10 protein-coding genes are annotated in these 12,100 nt (G+C 70.5%); 7 read left to right on the plus strand and 3 right to left on the minus strand.

From position 1 onward, the window contains the following. Window positions 1–203: 203 nt before the first annotated feature. Window positions 204–1,646 (minus strand): family 43 glycosylhydrolase, encoded by a 1,443-nt coding sequence (locus ACTEI_RS10275; protein ID WP_122977443.1) that lies wholly within the window; start codon window positions 1,644–1,646, stop codon window positions 204–206. A 430-nt stretch (window positions 1,647–2,076) separates the two neighbouring features. Here ACTEI_RS10275 and ACTEI_RS10280 point away from each other — a divergent pair, with 430 nt between their 5' ends. From ACTEI_RS10280 to ACTEI_RS10295, 4 genes are read left to right on the plus strand one after another with little or no spacing between them, the layout of a single operon-like run. Beyond that, window positions 2,077–3,354, plus strand: a complete 1,278-nt coding sequence (locus tag ACTEI_RS10280) for an ABC transporter substrate-binding protein (RefSeq protein ID WP_122977444.1) — start codon at window positions 2,077–2,079, stop codon at window positions 3,352–3,354. A 13-nt stretch (window positions 3,355–3,367) separates the two neighbouring features. Beyond that, entirely contained in the window at window positions 3,368–4,381 is a 1,014-nt protein-coding gene (locus ACTEI_RS10285; protein ID WP_239082323.1) for a carbohydrate ABC transporter permease, read from the plus strand. Between the two features lie 3 nt (window positions 4,382–4,384). After that, window positions 4,385–5,218, plus strand: coding sequence for a carbohydrate ABC transporter permease (locus ACTEI_RS10290; protein WP_122977445.1), 834 nt, complete (start codon window positions 4,385–4,387; stop codon window positions 5,216–5,218). Window positions 5,219–5,273: 55 nt separating this feature from the next. Next, the gene (locus ACTEI_RS10295) at window positions 5,274–7,241 is read left to right on the plus strand and encodes a right-handed parallel beta-helix repeat-containing protein (protein ID WP_122977446.1); all 1,968 of its coding nucleotides are present in this window, start codon (window positions 5,274–5,276) and stop codon (window positions 7,239–7,241) included. A gap of 64 nt (window positions 7,242–7,305) precedes the next feature. Here the strand turns inward: ACTEI_RS10295 and ACTEI_RS10300 are convergent, their stop codons facing one another. After that, complete coding sequence (locus tag ACTEI_RS10300; RefSeq protein WP_122977447.1) at window positions 7,306–7,575, minus strand: hypothetical protein; 270 nt, start codon at window positions 7,573–7,575, stop codon at window positions 7,306–7,308. Window positions 7,576–8,067: 492 nt separating this feature from the next. Here ACTEI_RS10300 and ACTEI_RS10305 point away from each other — a divergent pair, with 492 nt between their 5' ends. Continuing rightward, complete coding sequence (locus tag ACTEI_RS10305; RefSeq protein ID WP_239082322.1) at window positions 8,068–9,330, plus strand: M20 metallopeptidase family protein; 1,263 nt, start codon at window positions 8,068–8,070, stop codon at window positions 9,328–9,330. Between the two features lie 505 nt (window positions 9,331–9,835). Beyond that, window positions 9,836–10,501 carry a PAS domain-containing protein gene (locus ACTEI_RS10310; RefSeq protein WP_164465898.1) on the plus strand — a complete coding sequence of 222 codons (666 nt, stop codon included), beginning with the start codon at window positions 9,836–9,838 and terminating at the stop codon, window positions 10,499–10,501. A gap of 148 nt (window positions 10,502–10,649) precedes the next feature. Here ACTEI_RS10310 and ACTEI_RS10315 read toward each other — a convergent pair whose 3' ends face one another. Beyond that, the gene (locus ACTEI_RS10315; protein ID WP_164465899.1) at window positions 10,650–11,357 is read right to left on the minus strand and encodes a LuxR C-terminal-related transcriptional regulator; all 708 of its coding nucleotides are present in this window, start codon (window positions 11,355–11,357) and stop codon (window positions 10,650–10,652) included. A 426-nt stretch (window positions 11,358–11,783) separates the two neighbouring features. On the opposite strand from ACTEI_RS10315, the gene ACTEI_RS10320 reads away from it, so the two are divergent. Continuing rightward, window positions 11,784–12,092 (plus strand): MazG-like family protein, encoded by a 309-nt coding sequence (locus ACTEI_RS10320; protein ID WP_122977451.1) that lies wholly within the window; start codon window positions 11,784–11,786, stop codon window positions 12,090–12,092. Window positions 12,093–12,100 lie beyond the last annotated feature (8 nt).

The raw sequence follows: 12,100 nt of genomic DNA on the forward strand, positions 1-12,100 counted from the left end.
TGCGCGGACGTTCCGCCGCGGCGCCGGCCGACATGCCGCGGGCGCCGCCCGGCGCGGTCCGGTCGCGGACGTCCACGCCCCGCGCGGGTTGCGCGACGACCTGAGCAGGTGCGGTTTCCTGGCGCCGGCCCACCCGCGGCGCGATGCTCACCGCCGGTCCCGGCCGGCGTGCCGGGGCGGGCCGGCCGCCCCGGCACGTGGGCTCAGCCCAGGCGCCAGAGCTGGGCGGCGAGGCCGTTGCAGGGGTAGAGGGAGAGGCGGGCGCCGTTGGCGGCGTTCCACTCGTAGTTGTCCAGGCACATGTTGCCGGCGATGTTGCGCAGCGAGAACCAGCCGTTGCCGCGGTCCTGGACGGTCCACCGCTGGGCGGTGGAGCCGTTGCAGGTGTAGAGGCCGACGTCGGCGTTCGAGGCGGTGCTGGAGTTCAGGTCGTCCAGGCAGGTGCCGGTGTTGCGGTTGCGGATCTCGTAGTAGCCGCCCGACCGGTGGGTGAGTTCGAACTGCTGGGCGGTGCCGCCGTTGCAGTCGTAGAGCCGGACCAGGGCGCCGAGCGTGGTGTCCCGGTTGTAGTTGTCGACGCACCGGTTGCTGTGCTGCCCGCGGATGCCGGGGCTGGTGACCGTGCCCGGGATCGGCTGGCCGAAGAACGGGTCGCCGTTCTCACGCCACAGCAGCTGCTGCATCCGGGTGTGCCGGTTCGGGTCGGTCAGCGCGTCCGGGGTCGGGGTGGCGTAGTCCCGGGCGTGGTAGACCAGCATGTCGGTGGCGTTGTCCTCGGCGACGGTGAAGCTGCCGTGGCCCGGGCCGTACACCCCGTTGGCGGTCTGGAAGACCGGGTTGGGGTGCTTGTACCAGGACGCGGGGTTGAGCAGATCGACGTTGTCCCACGAGGACAGCAGACCCAGCTTGTAGCGGGAGTCGGTCGCGGAGGCCGAGTAGGCGATGTAGACGCGGCCGTTCTTCACCAGCGGCGACGGGCCCTCCACGACACCGGCGACGCCCTCCATCTCCCAGCTCAGCGTCGGCCGGGCGATCTCCACCGCGGAGCCGGTGATCGCGGTCGGCCCGCTCATCCGGGCGATGTACATGTGACTGTTGTAGTTCGTCGACGGGCTGTCCTGGGCCCACACGAAGTAGCGGACGCCGCGGTTGACGAACGACGCCGCGTCCAGCTGGAACGACTCCCAGCCGGTGTGGAACCGCTGCGGGGCGCTCCACGAGCAGGTCATCGGGTTGGCGCAGGTGTTGCGGATCCAGTACAGCCGCTGGTCGAAGACGGCGGTGCTCGGCGACGCCGAGAAGTACATGTACCAGGCGCCGTCGATGTACTGGATGTCGGGCGCCCAGATCCAGCCGCTGAGCGCGCCGCTGGACGGGGCGACGAACGCGTTGGCGGTCGCCGCGCTGCCCAGGCCCTGCAGGGTGGTGGCGCGGCGCAGCTCGACGCGCTTGTAGTCGGGCACCGAGGCGGTCATGTAGTAGTAGCCGTCGGTGTGCTTGTAGATCGCCGTGTCGGCGCGTTGCGAGATGACCGGATTACGAACGGTGATGAACTGGGCGGACGCCGGTGTGGCGTAGCCGGCCAGCACGACGACGAGCAGGGCCAGCACGACCGTGGCCGTGCGACGGACTGCGGGGAGACCCATCGGGCGACTTCCTCGGGGCGGGGACGGGGGACGTGACCGGCACGTGTGATCGTTAACATGCCCGTCGATGGGTGACGCCGTCAAGAAACAACGTGGAAATCAGCGTCGAGGCCGAAAACCGCGCCCGGGCGCCCGGATCGGCCGGGTGAGCACGCGCGGTGGACCCCCGTACCAAAACTTTCGGCAGAGATTTCACAACTTCCGGGTGCCGGCGCCCCGGGGGGTGGGGAAGCGCCCCACCGCCCTCAGTTGATCTTTTCCTGGCCGGAGGTGCCGTCGCGGTGGGCGCCGGCTCCGCGCGCGGTGCCCGCCACTCGGGCCATCGCCTTCATCCGCATCAATATCTTGACATCTCGATCCGCTGGTCCCTAGTTTGAGCGTCATATTCCGGAAACATTCCGAAACTTTCGCTACCGAGAGGTGGGCTCTCATGGCACCCAGCAGAACCCTTGCCGTGGCCGCCGTACTGGCGCTGAGCACCGTGGGGCTGGCCGCCTGTGGCGGTGACGACGACGACGCGGGCGGCACGGTCTCGATGGAGCTGTGGGAGAACGCCACGACCGGTCCCGGCAAGGCGTTCTGGGAGAAGGCGGCCGCGGACTTCCAGGCCGCGCATCCGAACGTCAAGATCAAAATCCAGGCGGTCCAGAACGAGGACCTGGACGGCAAGCTGCAGACCGCCCTGAACTCCGGGGCCGCGCCGGACATCTTCCTGCAGCGTGGCGGCGGGAAGATGGCCGCGATGGTGGAGGCCGGCCAGCTCAAGGACATCACCGCGGACATCTCCGCCGAGACCAGGCAGGCGGTGCCCGAGGCGGCGCTGAAGACCGGGCAGATCGACGGCAAGGCGTACGCCGTACCGGTGGCGATCCTTCCCGGGGGTTTCTGGTACAGCAAGGAACTGTTCCAGAAGGCCGGGGTGACGCCGCCGACGACGCTGGACGAGCTGACCTCGGCGGCGAGCAAGCTCAAGGCGAACGGCACGCCGATCGCGCTCGGCGCCAAGGACGCCTGGCCGGCCGCGCACTGGTACTACTTCTTCGCGCTGCGCGCCTGCAGCCAGGCCACGCTGGAGGCCGCCGCGAAGAGCAAGACCTTCGACGACCCCTGCTGGACGAAGGCCGGCGCGGACCTCAAGGCCTTCGCCGACACCAAACCGTTCAACGAGGGGTTCCTGACCACCTCGGCGCAGCAGGGCGCGGGCAGCTCGGCCGGCCTGGTGGCCAACCACAAGGCCAGCATGGAACTGATGGGCGCCTGGAATCCGGGTGTCATCGCGTCCCTGACCAAGGACACCAAGCCGCTGCCCGACCTCGGCTTCTTCCCCTTCCCGGCGGTGCCCGGCGGCCAGGGCGACCCGGCCGCGGTGATGGGCGGCGCGGACGGCTACTCGTGCTCGGCCCAGGCGCCGAAGGAGTGCGCCGACTTCCTCAACTACATCCTCACCAAGGACGTGCAGGAGGCGTACTACCGGGGCTTCAACGCGCTGCCGGTCAACAAGGCGGCCCAGGGCGCGGTCACCGAGGACTACCTCAAGGCGGTTCTCGACGCCTACAACAAGGCGCCGTACGTCTCGCAGTGGCTCGACACGGTGTACGGCCAGAACGTCGGCAACGCCCTGAACGTCAGCATCGTCGATCTGCTCGCCGGCAAGGGTGACGTCGCCGCCATCATCAAGGCCGTGACCGACGCGGCCAAGAAGGGCTGAGGGTAACCCGGCGATGAGCAGCGACTTCGGTGGCGAGGCCACAGCGGTCGCCGAGGACGTGCCCGCCGGTCGCGTACCGGCCGGGGACGTGGCGGAGCAGCCTGCGCCGCGTCCCCGCCGGTGCGGGATCGGGTGGGCCCAGCGTCTGGAGATCGCGCTGCTGTCCGGCCCGGCGATCCTGATGTTCCTCGGCTTCGTGATCCTGCCCGTCCTGATGGCCGCGTACTACGGCTTCTACCGGTGGAAGGGTTTCGGGGCCCCGACCGATTTCGTCGGCCTGGACAACTACCTCACCATCCTGCGGGACAGCTCGTTCCACGACGCGCTGCTGCACAACGGCCTGATCGTCGTGCTGTCCCTGGTGCTGCAGGGGCCGATCGCGCTCGCCCTCGCTCTCCTGCTCAACCGGAGGATGCGCGGACAATCCGTCATCCGGGTGCTGATCTTCGTGCCGTATGTGATCGCCGAGGTCATCGTCGGGACGGCCTGGAGCCTGCTGCTGCAGGTCGAGGGCGCGGTCAACGGCGTCCTGGAGGCGATCGGCCTGGGCGGGCTGACCGCGGACTGGCTGGCCGACCCGAAGCTCGCCATCTGGACCCTGATGCTCGTCCTGACCTGGAAATACGTCGGGTTCGCGGTGATCCTGTTCCTGGCCGGCATGCAGAACATCCCGGAGGAGCTTTCCGAGGCGGCCGCGGTGGACGGGGCGTCGTACTGGCAGACCCAGCGGCGGATCACCCTGCCGCTGCTCGGGCCGACCGTCCGGATCTGGGCCTTCCTGTCGATCATCGGCGCCCTGCAGCTGTTCGACCTGGTCTACATCATCTGGGGCCAGTACGTCGCGTCGACCGCCGGCACCTCGACCATGGCGACGTACCTGGTCACCGAGGGGCGCAACGCGGGCAACTACGGGTACGGCAACGCGGTGGCGGTCGTGCTCTTCCTCATTTCCATGATCATCGCGCTCGTGTACCAGCGCTTCGTGCTGCGCCGCGACACCGAGGGCGCGCTCACCGGAGGACGGTAGGACATGGCCAGGAACACCCCCGCCCGGCGCAGCGATCCCCTCGTCCACGTCGCCGTCCTGATGCTGGTCGGCCTCATGCTCGGCCCGGTCCTCTACATCGTCGTCGGCGGCTTCCGGACCAACTCGCAGATCACCATCGACCCGGCCGGCCTGCCGGACCCGTGGGAGTTCGGCAACTACGCCGACGTGCTGACCGGCGGCACGTTCTGGCGCCAGGTCGGCAACTCGACGATCGCCGCGGCGGCCACCACCGTGGGGGTCGTCACGCTCGGCGTCATGGCGAGCTACGTCCTGGCCCGGTACCGCTTCCGCGGCCGGGGAGCGATGTACGCGCTGTTCGCCGCCGGGCTGATGTTCCCGGTCACGGTCGCCATCACACCGCTGTACCTCCTGGTGCGGAACCTGGGACTGGCCAACACCCTGCCCGGCGTCATCCTGCCGCAGATCGCCTTCGGACTGCCCACGACGATCATCATCCTGGTGCCGTTCCTGCGGGCGATCCCCAAGGAGATCGAGGAAGCCGCCGCCATCGACCGGTGCGGCCGGCTCGGCTTCTTCTGGCGGATGGTGCTCCCGCTCTCGGTGCCGGGCCTGATCACCACCGGCATCCTCGCGTTCATCGGCAGCTGGAACAGCTACCTGCTGCCGCTGTTCATCCTCAACGACCACGACAGCTTCACGCTGCCGCTGGGCGTGCAGGCGTTCGCGTCGCAGTACTCCGTCGACACCGCCAAGGTGCTCGCCTTCACCTCGTTGTCGATGATCCCCGCGTTGGTGTTCTTCAGCCTGTTCGAACGCCGCATCGTCGGCGGGCTCACCGGCGCGGTCAAGGGATGAGCCACCACACCGCCGGTACCCGGCTCCGGCAACGACGACAGAAAGGTGCCAGGACATGACATCGCTGCTGCACGTGGCGACCACCGGATCCGACGACGCCGACGGCTCGGCGCAGCGGCCGTTGCGGACGATCAACCGGGCCGCGGCGCTCGCCCGGCCCGGGGACACCGTGGTGGTGCACGCCGGCGAGTACCGGGAGTGGGTGACGCCCCGGCGCGGCGGCCTCAGCGACCGGCGGCGCATCACCTACCAGGCCGCCGAGGGTGAGCACGTCGTCATCAAGGGATCCGAGCGGATCACCGGCTGGCAGCCGGACGGCGGGACCGTGTGGAAGGCGACCGTGCCGAACACGCTGTTCGGCGACTTCAACCCGTTCGCCGAGGAGATCGCCGGGGACTGGATCGTCTACGCGGAGAAGGCGCCCCGCAAGCACCTCGGCGACGTCTACCTCAACGGCCTCAGCTTCTACGAGGTCGGCTCGCGCGCCGACGTGTCCGCCCCCGAGAAGCGGACCGAGATGATCGACGACTGGACCGGCGTCACGGATCGTGTCCGCGACCCGCAACAGACCCTGCTGGTCTGGTACGCCCAGGTGGGCGCCGAGGCCACGACGATCTGGGCGAACTTCCAGGGCGCCGACCCGAACGCCGAGCTGGTCGAGATCAACGTACGCCGGTCGGTGTTCTACCCGCTCGTGCCGCACCTGGACTACATCACCGTGCGCGGCTTCGAGCTCGCCCAGGCGGCCACGCCGTGGAGCCCGCCCACCGCCGACCAGCCCGGGCTGATCGGGCCCAACTGGGCCAAGGGCTGGATCATCGAGGACAACGTCATCCACGACGCGAAGTGCTCGGCGATCTCCATCGGCAAGGAGGCCTCGACCGGCCACAACCACGCCACCGAGCGCGGCGACAAGCCCGGCTACCAGTACCAGCTGGAGTCGGTCTTCGCCGCCCGGCAGATCGGCTGGGACCGCGAGCACATCGGCTCGCACGTCATCCGCCGCAACACCATCCACGACTGCGGGCAGAACGGCATCGTCGGCCACCTCGGCGGCGTCTTCTCCACCATCGAGGACAACCACATCCACCACATCGCGGTCAAGCGGGAGTTCTACGGGTACGAGATCGGCGGCATCAAGCTGCACGCCGCCATCGACGTCGAGATCCGCCACAACCGCATCCACGACTGCTCGCTGGGCACCTGGCTGGACTGGCAGACCCAGGGCACCCGGGTCTCCCGCAACATCTACCACGACAACAACCGGGACCTGTTCATCGAGGTCAGCCACGGGCCGTACCTGGTGGAGCACAACATTCTCGCCTCGCCGGCCGCGATCGAGCTGTGGAGCCAGGGCGGGGCGTTCGTCAACAACCTGATCTGCGGCACGCTCTGGGTGGAGCCGGTGATGGACCGGGCCACCCCGTACCACCGGCCGCACAGCACCCAGGTGGCCGGCTACGCGTTCATCGTCGGCGGCGACGACCGCTGGATCGGCAACGTCTTCGTCGGGGGAGACCCCGCGGTGGCGTACCGGAGCATGCCCGAAGGCTCCGCCGCCGCGTACGCGGGCACCGCCGGCTACGACGCCTACCCCGCCTCGTTCCAGGAGTACCTGCGGCGCATCGACGAGCAGCCGCCCGGCGACCATCAGCGCTTCCTCACCGTGAAGCAGGCCGTGTACGCCCGGGGCAACGTCTACGCCGCGGCCGCCCGCCCGTTCGCCGGCGAGCGGGACCCGGTGGTCCTGGACGGCGGGTCCGCCTCGGTCGTCACCGAGGGCGACCGGGTGTACCTGGTGACCGACCTGCCGGAGGGCCTCGCCGACGCCGGGCTGCGCCCGGTCGGCGGCCGGGACCTGGAGCGGGTACGGCTCGCCGACGCCGAGTTCGAGGAGCGGGACGGCAGCCCGGCGGTCATCGCCACCGACCTGACCGGCGCCCGCAAGGACCCGCAGCGCACGTATCCGGCGGGCCCGCTCGTCGCCCTGACCCCGGGAGGCAGCCGGATACGCATCTGGTGAGCGGGGCTGACGGCCGGCGCCGCGTCCGCGTGCCCGCCCGGGTGTGCGCCTCGGCCCGGTCCGGTCAGCGGCGGGTCGCCGGCCGCGTGGGCGGGGTCGCGGCGCGCTTGTCGCCGGGCTCGGCCGGGGCCGGCAGCCGCTGTTGCAGATCGTCGAGGATGTGACGCAGCCGGGTCCGCTGCTGCTCGATCGAGGGCTCGGACCGGCTGCCGGCCCGGTCCGGACGCCGGGACGTCGCGGCGCGTTCCTCCCGGTGGGCCTCCCGCAGAGCGGTCAGCACCAGGCCGACCAGCAGGTAGCAGGCCGCCACCAGGTACGAGACGTGGTAGAGCACCGCCCAGCCGCTGACCTCCCGGCCGGCCCGCGGCGTGTCGGTGATCCCGTCCGGTGAGGATGCCCGGCGTCAGCGGCGCGGTGATGATCAGGAGGTCGAAGAGCTTCCACCGGTCCCGGACGAACGCGGCGGGCCGGTGCAGGTGGGCGCCGAAGCGGACGAGCAGCTCCGGTACGAAAGCGGCCACACAGGCGTGCTCGACGGCGTGCGGAACCGCGGCCCATGCCAGGCCCAGCAGCACGAAATGACCGGCTCGACCACCAGCGACGGTTGCAGCCGTACGGGTGCGGCGCGGGTCGCCGGAGATCCGGCAGTCGCGGCACGGCGGGCAGCCCAGCCGGTCGACGCCACCAGCGGCCGGTGTGTCGACGTGCCGAGGGTGGGGCCGGCCGGGTGGGGCTGGCACCACCCCTCGGCCGGGAGTCCGCCCCCTCGTGCCCGGGCGCGAATCGCGAAAGGCTGAACCACGTCGGACAAGGCGGGGGAGGACCAGTGCGAAGTTCACAGGGTCGCGTGATCAGCCGGCGGGCCGTTCTCGGTGGAGCGGTCGCGGCGACCGCGGGGGCGTGGCTCACGTCGCCCGGGGCCGCTTCGGCGACCGACCGGGAGGCCCTGGCCGTTCAGCGGGCGGCCGCCCGGCTGGACGGCGCGCTGATCGCGCTGCGACGCGACCTGCACGCTCATCCGGAGCTTGCCGGTCGGGAGCAGCGGACCGCCGGGGTGGTGGCGGCGCGCCTGCGGGCGGCGGGGCTCGATGTCACGACCGGCGTCGGTGGGCACGGTGTCGTCGGTGTCCTGACCGGGGTCCGTCCGGGCCGGACGGTGGCGTACCGGGCGGACATCGACGCGGTCGGCCCGGACGACGGGGCCGGCGGCGCCACCGGCCCGGCGCACCTGTGCGGTCACGACATCCACACCACGATCGGGGTGGGGATCGCCGAGGTGCTGGCCCGGCTGCGCCAGCGGCTGTCCGGCCGGGTGGTGGTGCTGTTCCAGCCGGCCGAGGAGAGCCTGACCGGCGCCGCCGCGATGATCGCCGACGGCGTTCTCACGGCGACCCGGCCGAGCGAGATCCATGCGCTGCACTGCGGTCCGTTCCCGGTCGGCCGGTTCGCGACGATCGCCGGCATCGGCTTGCCCGGCCAGGACAAGGGCCAGATCACCCTCACCGGCGCCGATGCCCCGGCGCGCGCCCGGCGGTTGGCCGGGAGCATCAACGGCATGAGTACGGTGAAGCGCCCGACCGGCCCCGCCGACCTGGAGCGGTTGGTGGCCGACCTGCAGACCCCCGGTGGACCGCTGGCCCGGTTCGTCGTCGTGCAGGCCCAGGCCGTCGGCGCGACCGTGCGGGTGTCGTCGCGGTGCTGGCCGGAGCACCGTTACCCGCGGGTGCGGGCCGAGATCCGGCGCCGCGTCCGGGCGGTGGGCCCGGCGACCGTGGACTTCCCGGCCGACCCGTTCCCGGCGATGCACGCGCCCCGGCGTGAGGGCCAGGCCCTCCAGCGGCATCTGCGGCGCACGCTGGGCACCGAGCGGGTGATGCCGCTGCACGCCGCGATCCCGTTCAGCGGCGAGGACTACGCCCACTTCCTGGACCGGATCCCGGGCACCTACACGTTCCTCGGCGTCCGGGCCCCGAACACCGGCATCGAGACCAGCTATCCCCACCTGGCCACCTTCCAGCCGGACGAGAGCGCCATCGGCCACGGCGTCCGGGCCATGTCCGGCTGGCTACTCACCCGCACCCGCTCCTGACAGACCACCCCGGCCGGCCCCGTCGCGGTACCGGGCGGCTGCCCCGCCGGGCGCCTGGGGCGAGACGCGCGTCGGGACGCGGCCGTGCGGACAGGCCCGGCCGCGAAACCACGGCGTGGTGTCCGAGTGGGATCATGTCCTGTCCGAATTGATTTGGATGCCGCCGCTTCGGTGGAGGCACGGTGACCGAGTCGAGCCGTCCGGTCACCGTGGACTGTCCATGAGGTGCCGCGAGCTGGTCTCTGGTGCGGATCCGGGTTCGGTACGCTAAATCTTGCCTGCCGCGCAACTTCTTTGTTTGTGTGGGTGCTCCATAGAGCGGTGGCGTTCTTTCGGTTAACATGCTTTCGGGTTCAAGCATCGCCGGGCGGGCTGTCGGCTCCGCTCCTCCGGCGGTGTCACGGGGTGGCCAACGTACTCGTCGTCGCTGTAGGCCCGAGCGGCCTTCGGTCTGATGCCTGTCCGAAAGGTCTGATGCGCTATGTCCTTGTCCGGGGACACCGTGATGTCGGCACTCCTCGACGAGACGGACTTCGCCGAAGGTTTCCGCTCCCTGTTCGAGCAGTCCGGCATCGGCATAGCCAACCTCGACACCCGGATGCGGTTGCGTGAGGCCAACGCCGACTTCCTCCGCGAGGTCGACCGCGAGCCGCAGGACGCCTACGGCCGCTCGTTCCCGGCCCTGCTGCACCGCAGCGTGCGGCAGCGGGTGGAACACGGGCTGACCGAGCTGATCGCCGGTCGCCGGGAGCGGTTCGTCGAGCGGGTGCTGGCGGTGCGGCCGGACGGCACGCTGGTGCCGGCGGGGATGACCGCGGTGGCCGTGCCGGCCGTCGCGTCGCCGGACGGGCCCGGCGAGATCGACACCGTTCTCGTCCTGCTGCACGCCAAGCCCCGCGGCGGCGAGCCGCCGGCCGCCGCGCCGGCCAGGGTCGCGCTGCAGCCGATGGACGCGCGCATCCTGGAGGGCGTGGCGGCCGGGATTCCGACGGTGAAGCTCGCCTCGTCACTGTTCATGAGTCGCGGCGGCGTGGAATACCGGGTCACCGCGCTGCTGCGGATGCTGCGCGTGCCGAACCGGCCCGCACTGGTCTCCAAAGCTCATTCGATCGGCATGTTCGACACCGCCGTCTGGCCGCCCAGGGTGCACCCCGAATACGTCAAGAATTGAGGACCGCAAGAAAGCCCCGACCCGGCCGGTCGGGGCTTTCCTGTCTGCTTCCGCCGCGCCGGAGATCCGTTATGGAAGCGGATATCAAGAAACGCTCAGGAAAAAGCCCCCGCCGTTGTGGGTGGGGGGCTCAATGCGGTTCGCGCGCTCAGTGCACATATTCGGGGCGGGCCCGCGGGGGCCACACGCCGACCGCGAGGATGCCGAGTTCGTAAGCGCGCGAGACCAGCGCCGGCCGGTTCGGGGCGTTGAGCTTCCGCAGCATCGCGCTCACGTGGTACTCGACCCCCTGCCGGCTCAGGTACAGCTGGCTCGCCAGCTGCATCGTGGAGGCGCCGGCGGCCACTCCCTCGAGGATCCGTGCGTCCAGCCGGCTGAGCACCCTGGTGCCGGCCACGGTCGGCGCCGGAGCCGGCCTACGCGACCTGACCAGCACGATCAGGACCGAAGTGACGTGCGAGCCGGTGCGCCGCAGCGGGACAGCGGTGAGGTCGGCCTCGACCGGCTCACCGTCCGGGCGCAACAGCCGCACGTGATCGCCGAAGCGGCGTTCCGTGCCCGCACGGACCCCGTCGAGGCCGTTGAGCAGCCGCCCGCGGCCGTCCCCGGGCAGCAGCTCGGTGAAGGCCAGGCCGGACACCTCGGCGGCCTCACGGTGGAGCATGGCCAGCATGTCGGCATTGACACGGGTGATCCGGCACCGCGAATCCAGCACGGCGACACCGACGCCGGATCGCTCGAACAGCGAACGGAACAGCTCGCCGGTCCGGGTGGCGACGGTAGGCAGCGGTGACGAATGGCCGAGCACGTCCGAAGGTGACGCCGAAGTCCTGGGGGAAGTGTCGAGCGCGGTCATCCTTGAGGCTCCTACCGAAGGATCTAGGGGGTTATCCGACAGCGATGTTAGAGGGTCGGCAGGAGGCCCACAATAAATACCGGGAAAGCAGCCGTCATCCGGATCCGAACGGTAATCGACGAGTGCGTCGAATGGAACGGGCGGTGAAGCCGGCATTGCTGTCAACACCTGGAACGCAGGAAAATCCCTAGACTCGCACGGCCGGGGCGTCGATGATCCGGCCCGCCGGGCCGCAGACGGCGCGGAGCCCGCCGCGCCCGGCCGGACTGGATCATCTCGGATCGGTGGCGTGCCCTGGCGGAGGTCCTCCTGATCACCACGGATCACCCGGACGGGGACGCCGGACACGGCGACAGCGGGTCACCCGCGGCGCGCGGGCGGCGATAAGCTGCCCCGCGGTAACCCGCTGACACCCGGAGGTGCCTCTTGGAGATCAGGTCCGCCCAGCGGTCGGCCTGGGAGAACAAGCTGGCCAAGGGTTTCAACACCAGCGACGTTCCCCTGGAGTTCTGCCTGCTGCAGGGCGAGGTCGCCGAAGCCTTCGACGCCTGGCGCCGCACCCGTGACGATCTCGGCGAAGAACTCGCCGACATCGCGATCTACCTCATGTCGCTGGCCGAGATGACCGGTGTCGACCTGCAGTCAGCGGTCGAGCAGAAGCTCGCCAAGAACGCCAAGCGCACCTACGTCAAGGACGAGGCGTCCGGAACCTTGGTCAGGGTCGAGCCGGCGTAAGCGCCGGA

Source organism: Actinoplanes teichomyceticus ATCC 31121, assembly GCF_003711105.1.
Classification (GTDB): domain Bacteria; phylum Actinomycetota; class Actinomycetes; order Mycobacteriales; family Micromonosporaceae; genus Actinoplanes; species Actinoplanes teichomyceticus.

Bases quoted from the DNA above. Each gene is read 5' to 3' on its own strand.
- ACTEI_RS10275 (WP_122977443.1), bottom strand. From the start codon at position 1,646: ATGGGTCTCCCCGCAGTCCGTCGCACGGCCACGGTCGTGCTGGCCCTG.
- ACTEI_RS10280 (WP_122977444.1), top strand. From the start codon at position 2,077: ATGGCACCCAGCAGAACCCTTGCCGTGGCCGCCGTACTGGCGCTGAGC.
- ACTEI_RS10285 (WP_239082323.1), top strand. From the start codon at position 3,368: ATGAGCAGCGACTTCGGTGGCGAGGCCACAGCGGTCGCCGAGGACGTG.
- ACTEI_RS10290 (WP_122977445.1), top strand. From the start codon at position 4,385: ATGGCCAGGAACACCCCCGCCCGGCGCAGCGATCCCCTCGTCCACGTC.
- ACTEI_RS10295 (WP_122977446.1), top strand. From the start codon at position 5,274: ATGACATCGCTGCTGCACGTGGCGACCACCGGATCCGACGACGCCGAC.
- ACTEI_RS10310 (WP_164465898.1), top strand. From the start codon at position 9,836: ATGTCGGCACTCCTCGACGAGACGGACTTCGCCGAAGGTTTCCGCTCC.
- ACTEI_RS10315 (WP_164465899.1), bottom strand. From the start codon at position 11,357: ATGACCGCGCTCGACACTTCCCCCAGGACTTCGGCGTCACCTTCGGAC.